This window comes from Modestobacter sp. VKM Ac-2984, assembly GCF_026967985.1.
GTDB lineage: Bacteria > Actinomycetota > Actinomycetes > Mycobacteriales > Geodermatophilaceae > Modestobacter.
Genome location: NZ_JAPVBJ010000002.1, coordinates 142465 through 165642, shown reverse-complemented (window position 1 = coordinate 165642; position 23178 = coordinate 142465). Strand labels below are relative to the sequence as shown.

Sequence of the window (23178 nt, the reverse complement as noted above, 5' to 3'; positions counted from 1 at the left end):
ACCTCGACCTCCAGGAGCGCGCCGGTGTCCCTGATCGGCCTGCTCGGCTTCGGCCTGACCGTGCTGCTCGCCGTGTCCCTGCTGCACGGCTACCTCTGGTGGCGGCTGGTGCGCAGCACCACCCGGCCGGGGAGCGTCCGGCGCCGGCTCACGGTGCTCCTGGTCGTGCTCGCCGTGCTGCCGGTGCTCGTCGTGTTGCTGCGCGGCCAGCTGCCGGTCGGCGGCTCGGCGCTGGACTGGGTCGGCTACACCTGGCTCGGCCTGGCCTTCTACCTGTTCCTCGCCACGCTGGCGACCGAGCCGATCCGGCTGCTCGCCCGGCTGGTCCAGCGTCGTCGCCGGCCGGACCCCGTGCCCGAGCCGGAGCCGGCTGTCGTCCGGTCCGCACCGAGCACGGTGCTGGCGCCGGACGGGGCACGCAGGCTCGACCCGGCGCCTCCCGAGCCGGGCACGGCACCGGTGGGCGGGGCGGTCCGCGCTGACCGCGGTGTCGTCGATCCCTCCCGCCGGCTGTTCCTGGCCCGCACGCTGGCCGTCGGGGCGGGCGCGGTCGCGATCGGGACGGCCGGCACCGGTGTCGTCCTGGCCAACACGACGCCCGTCGTCCGCCGGGTGCCGATCCGGATCCCGCGGCTGGACCCGGCGCTGGCGGGGCTGCGGATCGTCACCTTCTCCGACGGGCACCTGTCCAGCACCTACGGCGGGCGGCGGTTCGAACGGCTGGTGGAGACCGTCAACGCCCAGCGCCCCGACGTGGTGGCGATCGTCGGTGACCTGGTCGACGGCGAGGTGAGCGAGCTGCGCGAGGACGCCGCCCCACTGGCCGACCTGGTCAGCGACCAGGGCGTCTACTTCGTGACCGGCAACCACGAGTACTTCGTCGACACCGGGCAGTGGCTGCGGCACCTGTCCACGCTCGGGGTCGACGTGCTCCGCAACGAGCGGGTCTCGATCGGCCGCGGCGGCGCGACGTTCGACCTGGCCGGCATCGACGACCGGACGGCGGCCGCCTCCGGGCTGCCCGGGCACGGTGCCGACCTGGACGCCGCGCTGGACGGCCGGGACGACGCCGTCCCCGTGGTCCTGATGGCGCACCAGCCGGTGCAGGTGGAACAGGCGCGGGCCGCGGGGGTGGACCTGCAGCTGTCCGGGCACACCCACGGCGGTCAGCTGTGGCCCTTCGACTACGCCGTCCTGCTGGACCAGCCGGTGGTCGAGGGCTGGTCGCAGCAGGGGGGCACCCAGCTGTACGTGACGTCGGGGGCCGGCTACTGGGGGCCGCCGATGCGGGTGGGGGCCCGCCCGGAGGTGACGGTGATCGAGCTGCAGCCCGGCGAGCCCACCCCGCCGCGCCGCTGACCCCCGGCCCGCCGGGTCGACCGCTCTGCACGCTCTTCGCACACGATGCTCGTGCTGCAGCACGAGCAGAGCGCACGGAGAGCGTGCACAGCGGCCCGGTGGCCCGGTGTGCCGGCCCACCGGCCGCCGGCGGCGGGTCAGCCGGTGAAGGCGGTGGTCTCGCCGAGGCGGGACGGTGGCACGGTCTTGAGCCGCGCCACGGCGTCGGCCAGCGGGACCAGCCCGATCTCGGTGCCCTGCAGGGCGACCATCTGCCCGACGTGCCCCTCGTGGGCGGCGATCGTGGCGTGCAGCCCGAAGCGGGTGGCCAGCACCCGGTCGAACGAGGTCGGGGTGCCGCCGCGCTGCACGTGGCCGAGCACCGTCGTCCGCACCTCCTTGCCGGTGCGCCGTTCCAGCTCCTCGCCCAGCTGCTGGGCGACCCCGGTGAACCGCCGGTGGCCGAACTCGTCGAGCCCGCCGTCGCGCAGCGGCATGGTGCCCGGCTTGGGGGTGGCGCCCTCGCTGATCACCCCGATGACGTGCCGGTGGCCCCGCTCGAACCGGGCGGTGACCATCTCGCAGACCTCCTCGATGTCGAAGGGCTGCTCGGGGGTGATCACCAGGTGCGCGCCCGCGGCCATCCCGGAGTTCAGCGCGATCCAGCCGGCGTGCCGGCCCATCACCTCGACCAGCAGCACCCGCTGGTGGGACTCGGCGGTGGTGTGCAGCCGGTCGATCATCTCGGTGGCGATGCTGACCGCCGTGTCGAAGCCGAACGTCAGGTCGGTGCCGTCGATGTCGTTGTCGATCGTCTTCGGGACGCCGACCACCGGCACGCCCTCGGAGGACAGCCAGGCCGCGGCGGTGAGCGTGCCCTCGCCGCCGATGGGCACCAGCACGTCGACCCCGTGGGCGTCGAGCACCTCGCGCATCCGGCCCAGCCCGGCGTGCAGCTTCTCCGGCGCCACCCGGGCCGAGCCGAGGATCGTGCCGCCGCGGGTCAGCAGGTTGTGGACCATGGGCCGGTCCAGCGGCATCGCGTCGTCGTCGAGCAGGCCACGCCAGCCGTTGCGGAAACCGACCACGTCGCTGCCGTACTGCTTCTCGGCGGTGCGGACCACCGCTCGTAGGACGGCGTTGAGACCAGGGCAGTCTCCGCCGCCGGTCAGGACTCCGATGCGCACGTGCTCTCCTCCGGACGAGGGGGTCGGGCGGGTGAACCGTACGTCATGACGTCTAGACGTCTCATGGTGCAGTACCTTTCTGGGCGTGGCGAGTTCGGAGGCGGGGCCCAAGTACCTCGCCGTGCGCGAGGCGTTGCGGCGACGCGCCTCCGCGCTGCCTGAACACACCCTCCTCCCTCCCGAGCCGGTGCTGTGCGCCGAGTACGGCGTCAGCCGGATCACGCTGCGCCGGGCGGTCGACGGACTGGTCGCCGACGGGCACCTGATCCGCGAGCAGGGCCGGGGCACGTTCGTCAGCCGGCCGGGGATCCGGCACGAGTACCGCGAGAGCTTCGTGCACCGGATCGCCGGCTTCCACTCGGTGATGACCGAGCAAGGCGCCCAGGTGGGCACCTCGGTGCTGACCCAGCGGGTCGTCCCGGCCGCCCCGCCGATCGCCGCCGAACTGGCGGTGGCCACCGCCGACGACGTCGTCGAGCTGGTCCGGCTGCGCAGCGTCGACGGGCTGCCGAACCACGTCGTCCGCAGCTTCCTGCCCGCCGCCCGCTACCCCAAGGCGGCCACCGAGGACTTCAGCCACGGCTCGCTCTACGAGTTCCTGCGCCGGGAGTACTCCGCCGACCTGGCGCACGCCCGGCTCGTCGTCGACGTCGGGACGGCGGCCGCCGACGAGGCCGACGTGCTGCAGGTGACCGCCGGCTCGCCGCTGCTCGTCGTGCGCACCACCGTCCGGGACACGTCGGGTCACCCGCTGGTGCACTCGTTCAGCCGGCTGCGCCCCGACGTCAGCCAGGTCGAGTTCGAGGTCTCCGTCGGCGGTCGCTGAGCCCGGCGGGCCAGGATCAGCGTCGGTCGGGCCCGGACGGCCCGAGCGGCAGCTCCGCCAGCCGCAGTCGCTGCTCGCGCAGCAGCACCCGGTCCAGGGCGTGGCCGACCGGCCGGGCCAGGTCGGTGACGACGGCCCGCACCGGCGCGTCCAGCTGCCGGGGCTGCCGCCAGCTGACCAGCAGGGCGGCATCGGAGTGGTGCTGACCGAGCGGCAGGTGGACGGCGAGGACCGGACCGGCACCGGGCAGCTCCCGCAGCCCCGGCAGGGCTCGGACCTCCCCCGGGGTGGCGATCGCCACCAGTTGCCGTTCGCGCATCGCCGCCGCCAGCGGGTGCGCGTCGTCCACCCCGAGGCGCGCGACGGGGCCGCTCCGCGATCCGGCCGTCGCCGACCAGACCTGCAGTTCCGGACACCCCACCTCGGCCACGCCGAGCAGCACGGTGGTGGCGCCCAGCGGGGACCGGACCAGCCGGTCCACCGTGTGCAGCAGATCGGGGAGCGTCTCCGCCGACAGCAGGGCGGTGCTGAGCCGGGCGACCACGCGGGCGCGGTCGGCGTCGGCCTCGGCCAGCACGAACGCGGCCCGCGCCGCCTCGGCAGCGCTCTGGGCGGCGCTGTCGTCCCGGACGGCGACGGCGTGCGCCTCCTGCTCGGCCAGCTCGATCGCCCGGAACCGGAGCTGCCGCGAGCTCTCGTCGGCCATCCGGTGCAGCGTGGCGAGCTCGTCGCCGGTCCAGTCGCGGGGGCGGGTGTCGATGGCACACAGCACGCCGATGGGCTGCCCGTGCACGCCCCACAGCGGCGTCCCGGCGTAGGCGACGGCGTGGAGGTCCTGGACCGAGGGGCCGGAGGCGAACTCGGGGTCCTCCCGGGCGTCGCGCAGCGCCAGCGGGCTGCCGCTGGTGGCCACCCACTTGCTGATCGAGTGGCTCATCGGCATCGAGCGGCGGCTGGCCCACGGCTCGGGCAGCCCGAAGGCCCCGGGGAAGACCTGCCCGGCCTTGGAGACCAGGACGACCAGTGCCCGGGGGGCGTCCAGCTCCTCGGCCACCGTCTGGGCGAGCCGGTCGAAGGCGGCGTCGGGCCGGGCCGGCAGGAGGGACCAGGTCGGCAGTTCGTACGCAGCGGTCACCGTGCCCCCTGTTCGTCTGCGGCCTGCCCGGCGACGGCCACCGGGGTGCTCACCCCTCGGGAGCACGACGATGCTGTCAGACTCCATGGGTCGATGCCCGGCTCCGATGGGGGACGACGTGGAGCAGTTCCGGGAGCAGTGGACGACCGGTGTCCGGGCGGTGATCGCGGACCGGGCGGTGACCAGCGTCTTCCAGCCGATCGTCGAGCTGGACAGCGGGCGGGTGGTCGCCTACGAGGCGCTCGCCCGCGGCCCGGAGGGCCCGTGGTGTGCACCGGACGAGCTGTTCGCCGCCGCGCGCGCCGAGGGCTGTCTCAGCGAGCTCGACCAGGCCTGCCGGGCCGCCGCCCTGCGCGGCGCCGTGACGCACGGCCTGCTGGCCCCCTCGACCGTCTTCGTCAACGTCGAGCCCGAGGTGCTGGACGACACCGCGGTGGCCGCGCTCTTCGACACCGGCGAGCCGGTGCCCGCGGAGCTGCAGGTGGTCCTGGAGATCACCGAGCGTGCGCTGGCCGCCCGCCCCGCAGAACTGCTGCGCACCATCGCCCGGGTGCGTGAGTTCGGCTGGGCGATCGCCCTGGACGACGTCGGCGCCGACTCCCTCTCGCTGGCCTTCATGCCGTTGCTGCGCCCCGACGTCGTCAAGCTCGACCTGCGCCTGGTGCAGGAGCGCCCGGGCCCGGCGATCGCCGAGATCATGAACGCGGTCAACGCCTACGCCGAGTCGACCGGGGCGCTGGTGCTGGCCGAGGGCATCGAGAACGGCACGCACCTGACCATGGCCCGGGCACTGGGCGCGACCCTGGGGCAGGGCTGGCTGTTCGGGCGTCCGGGGCCGGGGGTCGCTCCGGGGACGCGACCCGGCACGCTCCGGCTGCCCGTCGTCCAGCCCACCGACCCGCGGGGCGAGCTGGTCTCCCCGTTCGCCTGCCTGCCGGCGCGCGCACCGGTCCGGGAGGCGCCCAAGGCGCTGCTGATCGAGCTCAGCAAGCAGCTGGAGCGGCAGGCCATGCGCCTGGGGAAGACGTGCGTGGTCGTCGCGACGTTCCAGGAGGCGCGGCACCTCACGCCGGCGACCCGGCTCCGCTACCGGGACCTGGTCGAGCGGGTCGGGTTCGTCGCCGTCCTCGGTGAGGACCTGCCGGTGGAGCCGATGCCCGGCCTCCGCGGCGCGGACCTGGCGCCCGGTGACCCGGTCCGCGGCGAGTGGGACATCGTGGTGCTCAGCCCGCACTTCAGCGCCGCGCTGCTGGCCCGCGACCTGGGGGACGACGGGCCGGACATGGAGCGCCGCTTCGTCTTCGCGCTCACCTACGAGCGCGACACCGTCGTCCGGGCCGCCCAGGCACTGCTCTCCCGGGTCGCGCCGAGCACCGCGCAGCGTGCGTCGGCGACGGACGGCGGGGTGCCGCCGGTGCCCGCGGGCCCGGTCCCGCCCCTGGCCGGTCGGCCGGCCGGCGACCCGGGGGAGGCGCTCCTGCACCGGGCGCTGGCCGCGGTCGGCACCGGCGTCACCGTCGTCGACCTGCGGCTCCCCGACCAGCCGCTGGTCTACGTCAACCCGGCGTTCGAGCGGCTGGCCGGGCAGCCCGCCGCCGAACTGCTGGGCCGCAACTGCCGCTTCCTGCAGCACCCGGACACCGACGCCGCCGCCGTGGGCCGCATCCGCGCGGCGATCGCGGCCGGTGCCGAGTGCCGGGAGGTGCTGCTCAACCGGCGGGCCGACGGGAGCACCTGGTGGAACCGGTGCACGCTCACCCCGGTGACCGACGAGTCCGGCGCCGTCGTCCAGTACATCGGCATCCAGGCCGACGTCACCGACCAGGTGGAGACCGAGCGCGCGCTCCGCACCGAGCGGGACCGGGTGCGGAGCTACGCGGCCCGGATCGCCGAACTGGACCCGGGGGTCACCGCGCCGCCGGGCACGACACCTCACACCTCGAGGGACTCCCCGGGGGCCAGGCGGGTGTAGGGGACCGGCTGGCCGGGGCCGCGCTCACCGAGCAGGCCGGCGACCAGACCCAGGCCGGTGTCGTTGAGCAGGCCGTCGTGCACGGCGAGTGCCCGATCGGCACGCACCTCGCGCAGGTAGTCGATCAGCTCGGCGGTCTTGGACCACGGGGCGTGCGCCGGCAGCAGCAGGGTCGGGACGGCCACCTCGGGCACGGTCAGGGCATCGCCGGGGTGGAAGACCCGGCCCTCGACGAGGAACCCGACGTTGCGCACCCGCGGGAGGTCCGGGTGGATGACGGCGTGCCACTCCCCGTGCACGGTGACCTCGAAGCCGGCCGCGGTGACGGCGTCACCGGCACCGACCACGTGGACCCGCGGTCCCGCGCCCGCCAGGTGCTCGGCCACCGCGGAGTTCGTCCACACCTCCAGCGCCGGGTCGGCGTCGAGTGCGGCGCGGACCCTCTCGGGCAGGAAGTGGTCGGGGTGCTGGTGGGTGACCAGCAGGGCCGACGCGCCGTGCCAGGCGTCGTCGGCGGTGAACGCTCCCGGGTCGACGACCAGCCGTCGGTCGCCGTCGGACAGGACGACACAGGCGTGTCCGTGCTTGGTGAGCTGCACCGGGGCCTCCTCGCAGGCGGTGGGACGTCGCTGGGCACGGTGCCACGGCCGTCGCCACACGTCCGCAGCGGGCGGGGTGACCCGATGGGGTGAGCCGGCGACGGAGCCCCTGCGCCGGCGGGCGGGTGGTGCCGACGAACCAGGGGTGACCACGCAGACGCTCACGTTCGCCGCCGCCCGTAGCCGTGCACACGGGCCCACCGCCGCGCTGTGGCACGCCGTGGAGGTGCACCGGGCCCCGGCCGACCTCGACGGCGCCTGCGAGCTGACCGTCTGCGGCACCCTGGCCCGGGTCAGCACCGAGGAGCACTGGCCGGTGCGTGGCACCGCCGTCTGCCCCGCCTGCGCCGCCGCCAGCTGACGGGTTCCACGTGGAACCCGTCACCGGCCGGTGAAGACCGCCGGTCGCTTGCCGAGGAACGCCTCGACGGCCTCGCGGTGGTCGGCGGTCGCCCCCAGGTCGGTCTGCAGGCTCGCCTCCAGCGCCAGGGTGTCCGCCAGGCCGTCGGTGGCCGCCGTCGCCAGCACCGTCTTGATCGCCCGGTAGGCCCGCGTCGGTCCGGCGGCGAGCCGGGTGGCGAGCGCGGTCGCCTCGGCGAGCACGTCCGCGGCCGGGACGACGCGGTGCACCAGCCCCCACTCGGCGGCGGTCTCGGCGAGGAACGGCTCGGGCAGCAGCAGCAGCTCCGTGGCGCGTGACCCGCCGACGCAGTGCACCAGCCGCGACGCCAGCGCCGAGTCGCTGGAGAGCCCGATGCCGGCGAACGCGGTGGTGAACTTCGCGCCGGCGGCCGCGACCCGCAGGTCACCGGCGAGCGCGATCCCCAGCCCCGCGCCGGCACAGGCACCGTTGACCCCCACCACGAGGGGCACCCGCAGGCCGGCCAGCGCCAGCATCAGCGGGTTGTACTCGGCCTCGACCACCGACAGCGACGGCTGTGCGTCCGGGCGCTCGGTGCGCAGCTCCTCGACGTGCTCGGCGAGGTCCTGGCCGACGCAGAAGGCCCGGCCGCTGCCGGTGAGCAGCACCGCGCGCACCGACTCGTCGGCGGCCACCTCCCGCACGTGGGCGAGCAGCTCGGTGCGCAGCCGGTGGGACAGCGCCGGCCGCTGCAGGGTCAGGGTGGCGACGCCGTCGGCATCGACACGGGTGACGGTGGGCTCGGAGCCGGGTGTGGACATCGTCGTCCTCTCAGTCCTCTGCGTAGTCGTGGAAGCCGCGGCCGGTCTTGCGGCCGAGCTCGCCGGCGGCCACCTTGTCACGCAGCAGCTGCGGTGGGGTGAAGCGCTCGCCCAGGGTGCCGGCGAGGTACTCGGCGATCGCCAGTCGCACGTCCAGACCGACGAGGTCGGTCGAGCGCAGCGGGCCCATCGGGTGCCGGTAGCCCAGTTCCATCGCGGCGTCGATCGCCTCGGCGTCGGCGACGCCCTCCTCCAGCATCCGGATCGCCTCCAGCCCGAGCAGCACGCCCAGCCGGGACGACGCGAAGCCGGGGGAGTCCCGGACCACCACGTCGGTCTTGCCCAGGGTGCGCACCCAGTCGCGCGCGGCCGCCACGACGTCGGCACCGGTCTCCGGGGCGACGACCACCTCGACCAGCTTCGAGGCCGGCACCGGGTTGAAGAAGTGCAGGCCCAGGAAGCGCGCCGGGCGCTGCAGCGCGGCGGCCAGCTCGGTGACCGAGAGGGACGACGTGTTGGTCGCCAGGACGGCGTCGGGCCCCAGCACGGACTCCGCGGCGGTCAGCACGGCGACCTTGAGGTCCGCCCGCTCGGGCACCGCCTCCACGACCAGGCCGGCGTCGGGCGTCAGCTGGGTGGGGGAGTCGACCAGGGTGAGCCGGCCGAGGGCCTCGGCGACCTCGCCGGTGAGCTTGCCGCGCCGGGCGGCCTCCTCGAGCCCGGCCGACACGCGGTCGCGGGCGGCCTCGGCGGCCTCGTCCCCGGCCTCGACCACCTCGACCCGTGCGCCGGCGGCCAGGAACGCCTGGGCGATCCCGGCGCCCATCCGGCCACCGCCGATCACCCCGACCTGGTCGGGCAGGGCGGTGCTGGTCCCCTCGCCGGTCCGGTCGCTGCTCGTCACGGGGTGTCCTGGGGGTGCATCGACAGCTCCTCTGCTGGCGGCGGTCCGGGCGCGGCCCATTCTGCTGCCCGGACGGCGCCGGGGCGCCCGGGGTCGTCCCACCGGTAGCTGCGCATGGACCGGCGATGTCGCCGAGCCGGCCGACCCGATGGCCGACCCGGCGTCCGGGGCGGCGGCCCACGGTGTTCCTGTCGGCGCTCGTGCTCTGGCCGCGCTGGTGCACCAGGGCACGAGCGGCCAGAGGGCAGGTCGGTCGGGAGCCGTCCGCGAGCGGCCGACCCGGGGCTCCCCGGCGTGGGCTGCCGCGGGGCTGGCGACCGGTGGCCGGTCCGGCGTGCCGTCAGGCGGGGCAGGCGAGTGACTGCTGCACGCCGTGCCGGGCCAGCACGTCCAGGAGCGCGGTGATGTCGCGGATCGTCCCCGCCGACGCGTGTCCCAGGGGCAGCGCCGCCCACGTCTGCTCAAGGTAGGTGCGGGTGATCGGCCGGCCGGCCGGCAGCTGCCCGGTCAGGCGGTCCCGGGCGACGGTGGTGGCCAGCGCCGGCACGAGTGAGCGCCCGTCGGCCCGCTCGCCGTCCGCGGTCAGCTGGACGCCGGTCGCCTCGGCGAGCAGCGCGCGGTCCTCGGCGGTGAGCGCGGCGAGGGCGTTCCGCCGCCAGCGCGCCGGCGCGGCGGCGCGCATCGGGACCGGCCGCAGGGCCCGGGCCGGGGTGGCGGACGTGGACGTGGCACCGATCATCGGACCTGTACTCCTGGTCGTGGGCTTGCGCGAGCGGCCGTCGGGCTCCTTCTCGGCACCGTCGGGGTCGGTCGGAACGTGCCGGCGGCACTTTTCTCCGGCCCCCCGACCGACCCGGCTTGCCGCCCGACCCCGGCACCGGCGAGGCTGCCCGTCATGTGCTCCTGCGATGACGACGGTGACCGAGGGTGACCCGGGTGGTGATCGCGCCCGACTCCTTCAAGGGCACGCTCGGCGCGGCGGCGGCCGCCGAGGCGCTGGCCGAGGGCTGGCGCCGGGTGCGGCCGGAGGACGAGCTGCTCACCGTCCCGCTCGCCGACGGTGGTGAGGGCACCCTCGAGGCGCTCGGGCACGACCTGCCCGCCGACTGCTGGCGCAGCGCGCCGGTGACCGGGCCGGACGGGCGCGCCGTGGACGCCGCCTGGCTGCTCCTCCCGGACGGGACGGCGGTGGTGGAGATGGCCCGGGCCGCCGGACTGCCGCTGTTGGAGCGGCCCGACCCGCTCGGTGCGACGACCCGGGGGCTGGGGCAGCTGCTGGCCGCCGTCGTCGCCGACCCGGCCGTGCACCGGGTGATGCTCACCCTGGGCGGCTCGGCCACCACCGACGGCGGCACCGGTGCGCTGGCCGCCCTCGGCGCCCGGTTCCTGGACGCCGACGGTGCCGAGCTGCCCCCGGGCGGCGGCGCGCTGTCCCGGCTGGCCCGGGTCGACCTGGCCGGGCTGACCCCGCCGCCGGCCGGCGGCGTGCAGTGCCTGGTCGACGTCACCGCGCCGCTGCTGGGGCCGCTGGGCGCCGCCGGCCAGTTCGGGCCGCAGAAGGGCGCAGACCCCGGGCAGGTGACCGAGCTGGACGCGGGACTGGCCCGGCTGGCCGACCTGCTCGGTGGTGACCGGGAGGCGCCGGGGGCGGGCGCGGCCGGCGGCACCGCCTACGGCTTCGCGGTCTGCTGGGGGGCGGAGTCCGTCAGCGGCGCGCAGGCGGTGGCCGCCGCCGCCGGCCTGGACGATGCCCTGCGGGGCGCAGCCCTGGTGGTGACCGGCGAGGGGCAGTTCGACGCCCAGTCACTGCGGGGCAAGGTGGTGGGCGACCTGGTCGACCGGGCGGCGGGCGCACAGGTGCCGGTCGCAGTGGTCGCCGGCCGGGTCGCGGCGGCGGAGGGGCTGCCGGTGTCCCGTGCGGTCTCGCTCACCGAACTGGCCGGTTCGGTGGCGGCCGCCATGGCCGAACCGGCGCACTGGCTGGCGACGGCAGGGGAGCACCTCGCACGGGAACAGTCCGTCTCGACCTGACGTTGCGGCGATGACCGAGAATCCGGTCACGGGCAGGTGTACGAACACCGATACGGGGCACCCATCCCGGCGGTGCGTCCAGCCGCCAGCGCCGGCCGGCTGGGGGTCGCATCCGACGACGAGGCAGGACGAGGGGACGGCGCACGGTGGTGGAGCCCGCGAGGAAGAGCCTCGGGAACCGCTACGAGTTGGCGACCCTGCTGGCCTCCGGTGGCATGGGCCAGGTCTGGCGCGCGCACGACCAGCTGCTCGGCCGGGCCGTCGCGGTCAAGGTGCTGCGCAGTGAGTACACCGGCGACGAGCTGTTCCTCGCACGTTTCCGGGCCGAGGCGCACCACGCCGCTGCGCTGAGCCACCCGAACATCGCCGCCGTCTACGACTACGGCGAGGAGCCGACGGCCGACGGGTCGGGCGAGCACCTGGCCTACCTGGTCATGGAGCTGGTCGAGGGCCAGTCGCTGTCGACCGTGCTGGCCCGGGAGGGGAGCCTGTCGCCGGACCGCACGCTGGACGTGCTCCGGCAGGCCGCCTCCGCGCTGGCCGCCGCACACGACGCCGGCGTGGTCCACCGGGACGTCAAGCCGGGCAACGTGCTGGTCCGCTGGGACGGCACGATCAAGATCACCGACTTCGGCATCGCCTGGTCGGCCGGGAGCGTCCCGCTCACCCAGACCGGCCAGGTGGTCGGCACGGCGTCCTACCTCTCCCCGGAGCAGGCCGCGGGCGCGCACGCCACCCCGGCCAGCGACGTCTACGCCCTCGGCATGGTCGGCTACGAGTGCCTGACCGGCCGGCGCGCCTTCGACGGCGACAACTCGGTGACCATCGCGCTGCGCCACCTCCGCGACCAGCCGGACCCGCTCCCGGCGGAGCTCCCCCAGGGCGTGCGGCGGCTGGTCGAGTGCGCTGTCGTCAAGGACCCCGCCCAGCGCTACCCCGACGGTGAGGCCGTCGTCGCGGCGATCGACGAGGTGCTCGCCGGGCGCGAGCTGCCCGCGGTCCAGCGCACCGACACCCAGAGCTTCTGGCTGCTGCCGGACGCCGCCGCGCTGGCCGGTGCGTCGTCGGCCGATGAGCCCGCCACCCGCCGTCCCGCCCCGCGGACCGGCGTCGGCCGGCTGCTGGTCCCCCTCGTCGCGCTGCTGGTCGGGGCCGGCCTGGCCGCCGTCGTGCTGCAGGCCCTCGCCCCGACCAGGACCACCCCGATCGCCGCCGCGGTCGAGGTCCCCGGGGAGGTCGTGGCCTCCCCGGCGACCGTGGTCCTGGACGCCGAGGACTACCTGGGCCGCCCGGTCGACGCCGTCCGCGCGCAGCTGGAGGCCCTCGACCTGGTCGTCGAGGCCCAGCCGACGGAGACCGACTCCGCCGATCCCGGCACGGTCGTCGACGTGGCGCCGCTGGCGACCGAGCTCCGGGCGGGCGAGACGGTGCTGGTCAGCTACGCGGTCGCCCCCAGTGACACCCCGGCGCCGGTCCGCCCGAGCCGGGGGCCGGTCGACGCCGTGGTCCAGCAGCCGGCTCCCGTCCCGACCCCCACGCCCACCCCGTCACCGACCCCGACGGTGGCCCCGACGCCCAGCGGGTCGCCGACGGGTGGGCGCGACGAGGACGGGCCGATCGAGGCCGAGCCGACCCAGGAGGAGGAGCCGACCGAGGACGGCGCCGATGCTGGCGACGGCACCGGTGAGGACGACGGCAACGACGAGGACGGCGGCAACGACGAGGACGGCGGCGCCGGCACCGGTGCAGACGACGGAGCTGCTGAGGACGACGGCTCCGACGAGGACGCCACCGATGACACGCCGGGCTCCCCCGGCACCGGGAGGCCCACCCTCCCCGCCGGCCTGGGCAACGGGAACGGCCCCGGCAACAGCAACGGGAACGGCCCCGGCAACGGCAACGGGAACGGCCCCGACAGGAACTGAGCCGAGCGGCCCCCCGGCGGGTCCTCCGCCGGTATGTTCCCGACCACAGGCCCGGTCCGACGAGGCGGTGGCCGTGGGGGACGTGAGGGGTCGTGGGCGCGCGGGCGAACGGGCCAGACCACCCGGCCGGCACCGAGGGGCCAGCCGGCGGATCCGGCGCGGGCGGCGGTCGCCCGGCACTGCCGGACCACCCGGCACTGCCGGACCACCCGGCACTGCCGGACCACCCGGTGCCGCCCGACCACCCGGTGCCGCCCGACCACCCGGTGCCGCCCGACCACCCGGTGCCGCCCGACCACTCAGCGCTGTTCGCCGCGATGCCCACCCCCTACCTGGTGCTCACGCCGGGGCTGGTCATCGCCGACGCGAACCCGGCCTACCTCGCCACGACCGGCCGGACCCGCGACGAGCTGATCGGGCGGCCGGTCTTCGAGGCCTTCCCCGGCAACCCCGATGCGACCGCCAGCGACGGCGCCAGCCGCATCCGCGCATCGCTCGAGCGGGCCCGGGACACCTGCCGTCCGCACACCCTGCCGGTCCAGGAGTTCGACATCCCGGACGGGTCCGGCGGCTTCACCAAGCACTTCTGGAGCTTGATCAGCGTCCCTGTGCTGGACGACACCGGGCGCTGCCGGCACCTGCTCCAGCGCGCGGAGGACATCACCGACTACGTGCGTCAGCAGGCGATGTCCGACCACCCCAGCGGCCGGGGGCGGCGGTGGCACCGCCGGGTGCTGGAGGTGGAGAGCGACCTGTTCGCCCGCGGCGCCGAGCTGCGCGCCGCCCGGCAGGCCGAGGCCGACGCGGCCCGCCGGCTGGCCGCCCTCTCCGGCGTCGCCCTGGCCCTGGGCCGGGCCGAGACCCTCGACGACCTCGCCCGGGTGGTGAACGAGCGCGGCCTGGTGGCGCTGGGCGCCCACGGCGGCACGATCGGGGTCTGCGACGGGGAGCACAACCTGCGGCTGGTGCTCACCGACGGGATCGCCCCGGTCGGGGTCGGACCGGACACGGTGCTCTCCCTGGACGCCCCCTACCCCAGCTGCGTCGCAGCCCGCACCGGGGCGCGGGTGCTGTTGCCCGACCAGGCGGCCACCGAGCAGTTCTCCCCACAGCTGGCCCGGCTGGCCGCGGAGACCGGGGTCCAGGCCTGGGCGGCGGTGCCGCTGGAGAGCGGCTCCCGCCGGATCGGGTCGCTGAGCGTCGGCTGGACGCGGCCGACGGTGCTGGACCAGGGCGACGTCGAGCTCCTGCTCGCGCTGGCCGGTCAGTCGGCGCAGGCGCTCGAGCGGATCCGGGCCCGGGCCGACGAGCGCGCCCAGCACGCCGTCGTCGAGGGCATGTCGGAGGCCCTGCAGCGCAGCCTGCTCACCGAGCCGCCCGAGACCGAGCACCTCCAGGTCGCCGTCCGGTACCTGCCGGCCGCGACGCTGGCCCAGGTGGGCGGTGACTGGTACGACGCCTTCCTGCTGGGCGACGGCCGGCTCGCGCTGGTGATCGGTGACGTCACCGGGCACGACCGGTACGCCGCGGCGGCGATGGCCCAGGTCCGCAACGTGCTGCGGGGGGTCGCCCACAGCCGCCGGGACTCCCCCGGGGCGGTGCTCGGCGCGCTGGACCGGGCGCTGGAGGACCTCCAGGTGGCCACCCTCGCCACCGGCGTCCTGGCCACGGTCGAGGAGGCCGAGGACGGCGGCCGGCTGCTGCGCTGGAGCAACGCGGGGCACCCGCCACCGCTGCTGATCGCCCCCGACGGCACGGTCACCGTGCTGGAGCGCGCGCCGGACCTGCTGCTGGGCGTCGACCCGTCCTTCCTGCGCAGCGACCACGTCCAGCTGCTGGTGCCCGGTTCGACGGTCGTCCTCTACACCGACGGGCTCGTGGAGCGACGGGGTGCGGTGCTGGACGACGGCATCGGCTGGCTGGCCGACGAGCTCGCCCGGTGGGCGCACCTCCCGCTGGAGGAGCTGTGCGACCGGCTGCTCGCGGCGCTCGAGGGGCCGGTGGAGGACGACGTCGCGGTGCTGGCGGTGCGGGTGCGCGGGTAGCGCCCGCGCTCAGCCCGCCGTGCCCCGGGCCGGGACGAGGCGGTGCCCGGCGGCCCGGCAGCCGAGCACCAGGCACGCCGCCGCCCCGGCCAGCGCCACCCGGCCGGGAGACGCGTCGAGCCCCCCGATCAGCAGCCCGACCCCGGCGGCGGCGAGCGCTGCGGTGAGCCACCGGTCCTGCCCACGGCGCAGCCCCAGCACGGCCAGGGCAAGGGCGGCGAGGACGGCGACCCGCGCCGGGTGCCCGGCGCCGGACAGCTGCCCGGCCCACGGCAGCCCGAGCGAGGCGAGGGCGAGCGCCGCGGCGCCGAGGAACCAGCCGCGGCCCGGGGTCACTCGGGGCGGCCGGGGGACAGGGCCACCGCGGCGCCCGTGGCGGCCAGGGCGGCGGTGAGCCAGAAGCCACGGTCGCTGACGGCCAGCGGGAGGGCGACCAGCACCCAGAAGGCGGCGAGCGCGATCAGGCCGCCGGCGCCGACCCGCCACGCCGTCCGGGCGGATGCGCCCCGGCCGGCCAGCGCGGCGACCGCGGGGGCGAGCGCGACGAGGGTGGCGAGGGTGGCGAAGGTCGACCAGGTCGGCACGACGTCCCACAGCGACTGGTTGCCGAAGTCGAGGGCCAGCCCCAGCTGGACCAGCGCGATCCCGAGGACGCCGAGCACGAGGGCCACCAGCTCGGTGCCGGGACGGCCCGGCGAGCGGACGGCGGACAGCCGGGAGCGGACCGAGGACGACGAGGAGCCGCCGCCCTGCTGCCCCGCGGACGGGCCGCCGGGCGCGGTGCCCGGGGTGGTGGCCGGCCCCGGGACCGGCGGCGGCGTGGGGGTGAACCCGGGGACGACGTCGACCGGGCCGGTCCGGTGGACGCCGGTCGGTGGGTCGTAGGACGGCTGGTACGGGGGGTGGCTGCCGTGCTCCCCGGCGTCCGGCTGCGGGCCGGCGGCCGGCTGCTCCGGCTCGGCCGTCTGGCGCTGGCTGGGCGGCAGCAGGATCGACTGGGTGCGGGGGTCCTCGGTCGGGCCGGTGACCGCGGGCTCGGTGGCCGGGTGCTCGGTGACGGTGTGCCCGGTGGGGTGCTCCGTGGTGGGGCGCCCGGTGGCGGCCTGCTGGTCCCCGGCCGGCTCGTCGGCGGGGTCCCGGGTGGCGCCGGTCGGCGCCGACCCCGGCTGCGGCTGCGGTTCCGGGATCGGTGGGTGCGGCTGGCTCACGTGTCCTCCTCGTGGGGTGCGCCGAGGCGCTGGCGGCACGGTCCCGTCCGGCAGGACGGCGGACAGCGCGCTGGTCACCGTAGCCGCGGAGGGCCGCCGGGCTCCTGCCCCCGCGCCGTGGTCCGACCGCCCGCCTAGGGTCGGTCCCGTGGCAGCGCGCGCGGGCATCCTCGTCACCGGCACCGAGGTGCTCACCGGCCGGGTGGCCGACCGGAACGGGCCGTGGCTGGCCGAGGCGCTGCGCGTCCTGGGTGTCGACGTCGCCGCCGTGGTCGTCGTCGGGGACCGGCCCGAGGACCTGCGGGCCGCCCTGGCCTTCCTGGCCGGCACGGGCACCGACCTGGTGATTACCACCGGCGGCCTGGGCCCCACGGCCGACGACCTGACCGCGGCGCTGGTCGGCGACTTCCAGGGCCGGCCCTCGGCGCTCGACCCGGCCCTGGAGCAGCGGATCGCCGACGTGGTCGCCCGGCTCAGTGCCCGGCGCGGCTGGCGGATGGACCCGGCGGCGACCGCGGCCGGGGTCGCCAAGCAGGCGCAGGTCCCGGCGGGGGCCACGGTGCTGGAGCCGGTCGGCACGGCCCCGGGCCTCGTCGTCCCGGTGGCCGACGGTCGGGCCGGGCCCCCGGTGCTGGTGCTGCCCGGGCCGCCGTCGGAGCTGCAGGGGATGTGGCCGGCGGCGCTGGCGGCCGAGCCGGTGCACCGGGCCCTGGCCGGGGCCGCCGAGCTGCACCAGTCGACGCTGCGGCTGTGGGGCACGCCGGAGTCCGAGCTGGCGGCCACCCTGCGCCGGGTCGAGGACCAGGTCGCCGGCCTGGAGATCACCACCTGCCTGCGGGACGGCGAGCTGGAGATCGTGACCCGGTACGCCCCGGACGCCGAGGCGGCGCACCAGCGGCTGGTGCAGGCGGTCACCGCCGACTTCGGTGACACGCTCTTCAGCGACGGGCCGACGGTCGACGACCTGGTCGCCGCCGCGCTGGACGAGCGCGGGTGGACGGTCGGCGTCGGCGAGTCGTGCACCGGGGGCCTGCTCACCGCGCGGCTCACCGCACCGCCGGGCTCGTCGGTCCGGGTGCTCGGTGGGGTGGCGGCCTACGCCGACAGCGCCAAGACCCAGCTGCTCGACGTGCCGGCCGGCACGCTGACCGACGTCGGTGCGGTCAGCCAGGAGGTCGCCGCCGCGCTCGCCGCCGGCGCCCGGAGCCGGTTCGGCGCCGACGTCGGGGTCGGCGTCACAGGCATCGCCGGTCCGGGTGGCGGCACCGTGGAGAAGCCGGTCGGCACGGTGCACCTCTCCGTCGCCGGCCCGGACGGCGCGGTCGCCCGCTCGCTGACCCTCTTCGGGTCGCGGGAGGCGGTGCGGCAGCGGACGACGACGCTCGCCCTGCACCTGCTGCGACAGCTCCTGCTCGCCGGCCCGCCGGCCTGACGGGCGCTCAGGCCGGGTCGTCCGCCCAGCCCACCACGCGGCTGCGGCGCTCGAGGAACAGCACGTCGTGCCAGCTCGACCGCCCGTCGACGACCCGGCGACCGATCCGTTCGCGGCGGCCGACCACCCGGAACCCGAGCCGCTCGTGCAGGGCGAGGCTGGCCGTGTTGGCCGGGAAGACGGCCGCCCGGATGGTCCAGATGCCGTCGGCCTCGGTCGAGTCGACCAGTGCCTGCAGCAGCAGCCGCCCGATGCCGCGTCCGGCGGCGTCCGGCGCGACGTAGACCGAGTGGTCGACCACGCCGGTGTAGGCCGCCCGCGGCGACTCGCGGGAGCACGCCACCCAGCCGAGGACCGTGCCGGCGCCGTCCGTGGCCACGTGCCGGTGACCGGACAGGCGCGAGGCGTCGAAGGCCGCCCAGCTCGGCGGCTCGGTCTCGAAGGTGGCGAGACCGGTGGCGATGCCGGCGGCGTGGATCGCGCGGACGGCGGGCCAGTCGCCCGCCGTCATCGGGCGGAGGACCGGTGAGGGAGAGGGGCCGGACACGCCACGATCCTCGCGCCCGGCCTGGTCGGTGGTCCGCGGGGGTTCCACGTGGAACCGGACCCGCCGCGTCGAGCCGGACCCGCCATGTGGAACTCGACCCGCCACGTGGGACCGGACCTGCGAGGTGGGCGGGTGGGGCGCATCATGGTCCGGCGCGGATGGACTGGCCTGGGTCACTCTCGGGGGCGGACCCCGGCCATCAGCCCGCCCGGGTGTCAGTCGGCAGCTGGGCGGGCACCCGTCCCCGGTGACCACACTGACCCTGCACGCCACCGGCCCGATCGAGCCGGACGAGGTGTGGGACCGCTTCGTGCACCCAGCCCGCTGGTCGGAGTGGTCCCCGCAGATCAGCCGGGTGCAGGCCACCGCTCCCCGGATCGCCCCGGGCGTCACCGGTCGGGTGCACGACCCGCTGCGCACCTCCGTCCCGTTCATCGTCGACGGCGTCTCCGACGCGACGCGGTGGTGGAGCTGGCAGGTCACCGTCGGCCCGACCCGGCTGCGGCTGGCGCACTGGGTGAACCCGGCCCCGGACGGCGGGACGACGACCGGCCTGCGGATCAGCGGGTTCGCCCCCCTCGTGCTGGGCTACGCCCCGCTGGCCCTGCTGGCGATCAAGCGGCTGGTGACCATCGCGACCTGAGCGCGCGCGGGCATCTCGTACGGTGCCGGGGTGAGCTGGTCGCGATGCCGTCGTCCCGGCGATGGAGCGGCCCGGTGACCGGCCGCCGTCGGCGGCGGGCGACCGCGCCGGGCGGCACGCCCAGCGCCGTTCTGCGACCACCGGGCCCGCAGCCGGACCCGGACCGGCAGACTGAGGCGATGACCGAGATCCTCGACGACGCGACCGGATCGGTGGACGGGCACGACGAGTTCTCGTCCGAGGGGCCGCGCCCGTCGCTGGACCTCCTGGTGTGGGACGCGCCGAACATCGACATGACCCTGGCGAACGTGATCGGCGCGCGCCCCACCGCGGCGTCCCGGCCGCGGTTCGACGCGATCGCCGCCTGGTTCGTCGAGGGTGCCGAGGAGTTCGGCGCCGTGCAGCCGCCGGAGGTGGAGGCCTGCGTCTTCGCCAACGTGCCGCCACAGCACGCCACCTCGCTGCAGCGCTGGGTGGAGGCGCTGCGCAGCTTCGGCTACGCCGTCTTCGCCCGGCCGAAGCTCCAGCCCGACGACGACATCGACCAGTCGATGCTCGACCACATCAGCGTGCGGGCGCACAGTCACCGGCTGCGCCGGCTGGTCGTCTTCTCCGGGGACGGCCGGAACTTCGCCGAGCCGCTCGAGGACCTGGCCCGCGCCGGCACCGAGGTGGTCGTCGTCGCGTTCAGCGAGGTGGCCGGCTATGCGATCAGCTCCGAGCTGCTGCAGTTCGTCGACATCGAGGACGTCCCCGGGGCGTTCGTCGAGCCGCTTGACCGCGTGCGGCTGGACGCCCTGCCGACGGACGGCGCCTGGCTGCGCCCGACCAAGAGCCTGCGGGACGCCGCCGGTCTCTTCACCGCCCGCCGGAGCTGACGAGGAGCGCACCCTGCCCAGTCAGGCGGCGCGGGCTCCGCCGACCTCGTCAGTGGAGCCCGACCCGTCCGGGGCAGCCACGGCCGTGCCCGGGACGTCCTCGCGTCGACCCCGACCGCCGCCGTCGACGGCCTCCGCGGGCGGCGTCGCAGGGTGCGCGACGGGCGCGTCGACGACGCGCACCCGGGAGTGCGCGTAGCTGGTCACGGCGTAGAGGAAGACGACCACGCCGAGCATCTCGAGCACCTCCTCGGCCGTGGTGGCCAGGACGTAGGGAGCCGACACCGTCGTCCCCCGGTCGTCGGCCAACCAGCTGCCCACCATCTCCATGCCGATGGCGCCGCCGACGTAGAGGGCCCCGCCCAGCACGATGAGGTGACCGATCGGCGCGGGGAGCCCGCGGAGGAAGCGGACGTAGGCGGCGGCGAACACGACCACCAGCGGCGCGGCCAGCAGCCACCACCCGAAGGTGAACACCCCGCTCGGCTCCACGACCCCGGCCACCTGGTGGTTGGCCTTCTCGTGCAACCGCAGGAGCTCGTCGACCGACAGGTAGCAGAACGCCACCGCGAGGATCGACCAGTGCCAGCGCCAGCGGTCGCGGGTCCGATGCGCCCACACGCCCGTCGCTGCCGCCGAGGCAGCCGCAGCCAGCAGCAGGGCCGAGGAGAACCAGGTCGGGAGGTTCCCCTCCCGGTTGACGCTGAGCAGGTCGAGCGTCCCGGACCGCAGCCCCGAGGCCAGTTGCGCGGGTGTGTCTGCGGTGTGGAGCACGGCGAGGTTCAGGACCAGGCTGACGGCACCCAGCAGGACGGAGACCACCGTCAGGACGACGAGCAGGCGGCGCGGTCGGAAGACGGTGAGCATCGTGGTTCCCCGGTGTCGACGCCCCGAGTGCAACGGCGACCCAGGTGTCTCTGCACAGTAGGTCGGTTGACGAACAGAAGACAACCGGCGGAACTCCAGATGAACAACAGGTGAGCGCCCGGTGCCGGTGCGCGACACGGACCTCCGAGGAGGACCCGTCAGCGCACCGGTCGGGCCGGGCGCCGGGTCTGCTCCCGGCTGTGGTCAGCGGCGGGCCAGCCGGCGCACGCCGCCGGTGTAGGGCAGCGAGTAGTGCGCGAAGACGTCGGGCTCCTGCTCGACGGTGAGCTCGCCGTCGGTGTCGATGGACGGTGCGTTCTTGGTGAGGTCCTTGGACACGGTGACCGTGATGTGGTCGGGTGCCACGGTGGCGCCGGTCAGCGGCACGAAGGTCAGCTTGTGCCGGCCGATGAAGCCGGTGGTGACGGCGGCGAAGAACGGCTGGTCGGTGGTGGTGTCCACGTACACCGACTCCAGCGTGCCGATCTTGCTGCCGTCCGGGTCGACGACGTTCATGGTGCGCCAGTCACGGATGTTCTCGGCCGGGAACACGGGGTCCTCCTCAGTTCTCGGGACAGTTGCTCCTCCATGCCCGCAGCCTGCGTTCGGCAACCACCCCGCCCCGCCGGCGCCCGGACGTGCCGGTGGGGCCGAGCCCGGGTACCGGGGGAGGCGTGGTGCGCCAGGAGCTCGTGGTGATGGTCGGACTGCAGGGCTCCGGCAAGTCCACCTGGATCGCCGGACACCTGGCCGGCACGCATGCGGTGGTCAGCAAGGACCACTGGCCCAACGCCCGGCGTCGTGAGGCCCGGCAGCAGCGGGTGGTGGCCGGCCTCCTCGCCGAGGGCGCCAGCGTCGTCGTCGACAACACCTCGCCCTCGCCGGCCGAGCGGGCGCCGCTGGTCGCGCTGGCGGCAGCGGCGGGCGTCCCGGCGAGGGCGGTGTTCGTGGACGTACCGCTGGAGACCTGCCGGGCCCGCAACGAGGCCCGCCAGGGCCGGGCGCGGGTGCCGTTGGTCGGGCTGTACAGCGCGGCCGGGCGGCTCGTCCCACCGAGCACCGCGGAGGGGTTCAGCGAGGTGACGCACGTCCGCGGGTGACCCCGGGGCTCCAGCGGGGCGTGGGGCCGAGGTCGTCGCGGGTGGGGAGGAGCCCGGTCAGAGACCCGGACCGGAGGAGGAGCGCGGCCGGGGGACCGACGCGGTGGCGAGCCCGGAGGGCAGCCGGGCCCAGACGTGCTTGCGCTCGGCGTCGCTGCACCAGCCGTAGTCGACCGACAGCTGGGCCACCATGGGCAGCCCCATCCCGCCGTACGCGGGGTCGCGGTCGACCGCGGGGCGTGGCGGGGCGTCGGGCGAGCCGTCGGTGAGCACGATCAGCCAGCCGGCCGGGACGGCGACGATCAGCGCCACCACCGCACCGCCACCGTGCCGCAGTGCGTTGGAGCTGAGCTCCTCGAAGACCAGCAGCAGGCCCTCACGGGCGTCCTCGGTGGACCGGGCGGCCAGGGACGGGTGGGCGAGCCGGGCCCGCAGGTCCATCCGCACCCGGGACGCGTCGTGCACCGTCGGGAGCTCCCACCGCCAGACGTCGCCGTCCTCGTGGGGCACGTCGGCCGATGGCCAGACCAGTGCACTCACTCTTCGGGCCTCCCGCCGGCCGGTGTCTCCGCCGCGACCATGGTGGCGGACGCAGGGGTCCGGCGCAGCACGGGGGGTCACGTACCGGTTCGGCGCGGTCAGCGCCGCGCCCGGTCCTCGCTCCGCCGCGCCCGGTCCTCGCTCCGCTGCGCGGCGGTGTCGCTCCGCTGCGCGGCGGTGTCGCTCTCCTGGGGACCGGCGGCGACGCCGGGCATGCCGTGGACGTCCAGCCGCTGGAGCAGGCCGGTCAGCTCCAGCGGACCGGTGACGATCCGGCTGGTGGCGATGACCCCGACGTGCTTGCCGGCCGCCTCGGGGTGCTGGCTGACCCAGACCAGAGCGGTGACGCCGGCCGACCCGAAGAAGCTGACCCCCGACAGGTCGATGGTCAGCAGCCGCTCCGCCCGGCGCAGGGCGATCAGCAGGGTCTGCTGCAGCAGCGGGTTGCTGGCGGCGTCCATCTCACCGGACACCGAGGCGACGAGCTGCCCCGGCTCCGGGCCGTCGGCGAGCCGCACCTGGAACGGGGCCTCGTCGGCTGCCGACCTGACCGTGTTGATGGATCCTCCTCCAGACCAGGACACGTGCGTCGCGTCCGTCCCCGATCGTCTCCGCCACGGACGTGACCGCGGAGGAGACGGGTTGGCGCCCCTACCCCGATCGGGGCAGCGGCAGTCCTCGCACGCGGCCTCGGCCGGGGACCGTCACGACTTCGTCATGCGGAAGCGCTCGCCTTGTGCGCGTCGGATGTGACACCGTGACACACGGCCGTCATGAGGCCGCCGGCACGGTAGGCCCGTGCCCGGCGGCGGAGCCCTC

24 protein-coding genes are annotated in these 23178 nt (G+C 76.0%); 11 read left to right on the top strand and 13 right to left on the bottom strand.

The window, feature by feature from the left end; genetic code table 11:
- Positions 1 to 24: 24 nt before the first annotated feature.
- Positions 25 to 1359: a metallophosphoesterase gene (locus O2W16_RS04700; protein WP_269157652.1), complete on the top strand. Its 1335-nt coding sequence runs from the start codon at positions 25 to 27 to the stop codon at positions 1357 to 1359.
- A gap of 137 nt (positions 1360 to 1496) precedes the next feature.
- Here the strand turns inward: O2W16_RS04700 and O2W16_RS04695 are convergent, their stop codons facing one another.
- Positions 1497 to 2525: an ATP-dependent 6-phosphofructokinase gene (locus O2W16_RS04695; protein WP_269157651.1), complete on the bottom strand. Its 1029-nt coding sequence runs from the start codon at positions 2523 to 2525 to the stop codon at positions 1497 to 1499.
- A gap of 85 nt (positions 2526 to 2610) precedes the next feature.
- Between O2W16_RS04695 and O2W16_RS04690 the strand changes: the two genes are divergently transcribed.
- Entirely contained in the window at positions 2611 to 3351 is a 741-nt protein-coding gene (locus O2W16_RS04690; RefSeq protein ID WP_269157650.1) for a GntR family transcriptional regulator, read from the top strand.
- A 16-nt stretch (positions 3352 to 3367) separates the two neighbouring features.
- Here O2W16_RS04690 and O2W16_RS04685 read toward each other — a convergent pair whose 3' ends face one another.
- Positions 3368 to 4486: a GAF domain-containing protein gene (locus O2W16_RS04685; protein WP_269157649.1), complete on the bottom strand. Its 1119-nt coding sequence runs from the start codon at positions 4484 to 4486 to the stop codon at positions 3368 to 3370.
- Between the two features lie 106 nt (positions 4487 to 4592).
- On the opposite strand from O2W16_RS04685, the gene O2W16_RS04680 reads away from it, so the two are divergent.
- Positions 4593 to 6458 (top strand): EAL domain-containing protein, encoded by a 1866-nt coding sequence (locus tag O2W16_RS04680; RefSeq protein ID WP_269157648.1) that lies wholly within the window; start codon positions 4593 to 4595, stop codon positions 6456 to 6458.
- On the opposite strand, the gene O2W16_RS04675 is transcribed toward O2W16_RS04680, so the two are convergent.
- A complete protein-coding gene (locus O2W16_RS04675) occupies positions 6419 to 7057 on the bottom strand; it encodes an MBL fold metallo-hydrolase (RefSeq protein ID WP_269157647.1) in 639 nt (212 codons plus the stop codon). The genes O2W16_RS04680 and O2W16_RS04675 overlap by 40 nt on opposite strands.
- 145 nt (positions 7058 to 7202) lie before the next feature.
- On the opposite strand from O2W16_RS04675, the gene O2W16_RS04670 reads away from it, so the two are divergent.
- Positions 7203 to 7418 carry a hypothetical protein gene (locus O2W16_RS04670; protein ID WP_269157646.1) on the top strand — a complete coding sequence of 72 codons (216 nt, stop codon included), beginning with the start codon at positions 7203 to 7205 and terminating at the stop codon, positions 7416 to 7418.
- A gap of 20 nt (positions 7419 to 7438) precedes the next feature.
- On the opposite strand, the gene O2W16_RS04665 is transcribed toward O2W16_RS04670, so the two are convergent.
- From O2W16_RS04665 to O2W16_RS04655, 3 genes are all read right to left on the bottom strand, one after another.
- Positions 7439 to 8239 (bottom strand): enoyl-CoA hydratase-related protein, encoded by an 801-nt coding sequence (locus tag O2W16_RS04665; RefSeq protein WP_269157645.1) that lies wholly within the window; start codon positions 8237 to 8239, stop codon positions 7439 to 7441.
- Positions 8240 to 8249: 10 nt separating this feature from the next.
- Complete coding sequence (locus O2W16_RS04660) at positions 8250 to 9143, bottom strand: 3-hydroxyacyl-CoA dehydrogenase family protein (protein WP_269157644.1); 894 nt, start codon at positions 9141 to 9143, stop codon at positions 8250 to 8252.
- A 340-nt stretch (positions 9144 to 9483) separates the two neighbouring features.
- Positions 9484 to 9882, bottom strand: coding sequence for a hypothetical protein (locus tag O2W16_RS04655; protein ID WP_269157643.1), 399 nt, complete (start codon positions 9880 to 9882; stop codon positions 9484 to 9486).
- A 188-nt stretch (positions 9883 to 10070) separates the two neighbouring features.
- Here O2W16_RS04655 and O2W16_RS04650 point away from each other — a divergent pair, with 188 nt between their 5' ends.
- The 3 genes from O2W16_RS04650 to O2W16_RS04640 all read left to right on the top strand — a co-directional run bounded on the left by O2W16_RS04650 (position 10071) and on the right by O2W16_RS04640 (position 15144).
- Positions 10071 to 11174: a glycerate kinase gene (locus tag O2W16_RS04650; protein WP_269157642.1), complete on the top strand. Its 1104-nt coding sequence runs from the start codon at positions 10071 to 10073 to the stop codon at positions 11172 to 11174.
- A gap of 146 nt (positions 11175 to 11320) precedes the next feature.
- Positions 11321 to 13099 (top strand): protein kinase domain-containing protein, encoded by a 1779-nt coding sequence (locus O2W16_RS04645; protein ID WP_269157641.1) that lies wholly within the window; start codon positions 11321 to 11323, stop codon positions 13097 to 13099.
- A gap of 230 nt (positions 13100 to 13329) precedes the next feature.
- On the top strand, positions 13330 to 15144 hold the full coding sequence (locus tag O2W16_RS04640; protein ID WP_269157640.1) for a SpoIIE family protein phosphatase: 1815 nt from the start codon (positions 13330 to 13332) through the stop codon (positions 15142 to 15144).
- A 9-nt stretch (positions 15145 to 15153) separates the two neighbouring features.
- Here O2W16_RS04640 and O2W16_RS04635 read toward each other — a convergent pair whose 3' ends face one another.
- Positions 15154 to 15480, bottom strand: a complete 327-nt coding sequence (locus tag O2W16_RS04635) for a hypothetical protein (protein WP_269157639.1) — start codon at positions 15478 to 15480, stop codon at positions 15154 to 15156.
- The gene (locus O2W16_RS04630; protein ID WP_269157638.1) at positions 15477 to 16352 is read right to left on the bottom strand and encodes a hypothetical protein; all 876 of its coding nucleotides are present in this window, start codon (positions 16350 to 16352) and stop codon (positions 15477 to 15479) included. Before O2W16_RS04630 ends, O2W16_RS04635 begins: the two co-directional genes overlap by 4 nt.
- Positions 16353 to 16500: 148 nt before the next feature.
- On the opposite strand from O2W16_RS04630, the gene O2W16_RS04625 reads away from it, so the two are divergent.
- Complete coding sequence (locus O2W16_RS04625; RefSeq protein WP_269157637.1) at positions 16501 to 17784, top strand: competence/damage-inducible protein A; 1284 nt, start codon at positions 16501 to 16503, stop codon at positions 17782 to 17784.
- A 7-nt stretch (positions 17785 to 17791) separates the two neighbouring features.
- Here the strand turns inward: O2W16_RS04625 and O2W16_RS04620 are convergent, their stop codons facing one another.
- Positions 17792 to 18331 (bottom strand): GNAT family N-acetyltransferase, encoded by a 540-nt coding sequence (locus O2W16_RS04620; RefSeq protein WP_269157636.1) that lies wholly within the window; start codon positions 18329 to 18331, stop codon positions 17792 to 17794.
- Positions 18332 to 18578: 247 nt separating this feature from the next.
- Between O2W16_RS04620 and O2W16_RS04615 the strand changes: the two genes are divergently transcribed.
- Both O2W16_RS04615 and O2W16_RS04610 read left to right on the top strand, forming a co-directional pair.
- Positions 18579 to 18974: an SRPBCC family protein gene (locus O2W16_RS04615; RefSeq protein WP_269157635.1), complete on the top strand. Its 396-nt coding sequence runs from the start codon at positions 18579 to 18581 to the stop codon at positions 18972 to 18974.
- A gap of 179 nt (positions 18975 to 19153) precedes the next feature.
- Positions 19154 to 19852 carry an NYN domain-containing protein gene (locus O2W16_RS04610; protein WP_269157634.1) on the top strand — a complete coding sequence of 233 codons (699 nt, stop codon included), beginning with the start codon at positions 19154 to 19156 and terminating at the stop codon, positions 19850 to 19852.
- A gap of 21 nt (positions 19853 to 19873) precedes the next feature.
- On the opposite strand, the gene O2W16_RS04605 is transcribed toward O2W16_RS04610, so the two are convergent.
- Positions 19874 to 20719 (bottom strand): hypothetical protein, encoded by an 846-nt coding sequence (locus O2W16_RS04605; protein WP_269157633.1) that lies wholly within the window; start codon positions 20717 to 20719, stop codon positions 19874 to 19876.
- A gap of 204 nt (positions 20720 to 20923) precedes the next feature.
- Entirely contained in the window at positions 20924 to 21271 is a 348-nt protein-coding gene (locus tag O2W16_RS04600) for a PRC-barrel domain-containing protein (protein WP_269157632.1), read from the bottom strand.
- A 125-nt stretch (positions 21272 to 21396) separates the two neighbouring features.
- Here O2W16_RS04600 and O2W16_RS04595 point away from each other — a divergent pair, with 125 nt between their 5' ends.
- On the top strand, positions 21397 to 21819 hold the full coding sequence (locus O2W16_RS04595) for an AAA family ATPase (protein ID WP_269157631.1): 423 nt from the start codon (positions 21397 to 21399) through the stop codon (positions 21817 to 21819).
- Between the two features lie 57 nt (positions 21820 to 21876).
- Here the strand turns inward: O2W16_RS04595 and O2W16_RS04590 are convergent, their stop codons facing one another.
- Positions 21877 to 22359, bottom strand: coding sequence for an ATP-binding protein (locus tag O2W16_RS04590; protein ID WP_269157630.1), 483 nt, complete (start codon positions 22357 to 22359; stop codon positions 21877 to 21879).
- Positions 22360 to 22457: 98 nt separating this feature from the next.
- On the bottom strand, positions 22458 to 22877 hold the full coding sequence (locus O2W16_RS04585) for an STAS domain-containing protein (RefSeq protein ID WP_269157629.1): 420 nt from the start codon (positions 22875 to 22877) through the stop codon (positions 22458 to 22460).
- Positions 22878 to 23178 lie beyond the last annotated feature (301 nt).

What these genes read in the sequence shown, in the direction of transcription:
- O2W16_RS04680 (WP_269157648.1), top strand. Translation starts at nt 4,593, where the DNA reads ATGGGGGACGACGTGGAGCAGTTCCGGGAGCAGTGGACGACCGGTGTC.
- O2W16_RS04665 (WP_269157645.1), bottom strand. Translation starts at nt 8,239, where the DNA reads ATGTCCACACCCGGCTCCGAGCCCACCGTCACCCGTGTCGATGCCGAC.
- O2W16_RS04655 (WP_269157643.1), bottom strand. Translation starts at nt 9,882, where the DNA reads ATGATCGGTGCCACGTCCACGTCCGCCACCCCGGCCCGGGCCCTGCGG.
- O2W16_RS04610 (WP_269157634.1), top strand. Translation starts at nt 19,154, where the DNA reads ATGACCGAGATCCTCGACGACGCGACCGGATCGGTGGACGGGCACGAC.
- O2W16_RS04605 (WP_269157633.1), bottom strand. Translation starts at nt 20,719, where the DNA reads ATGCTCACCGTCTTCCGACCGCGCCGCCTGCTCGTCGTCCTGACGGTG.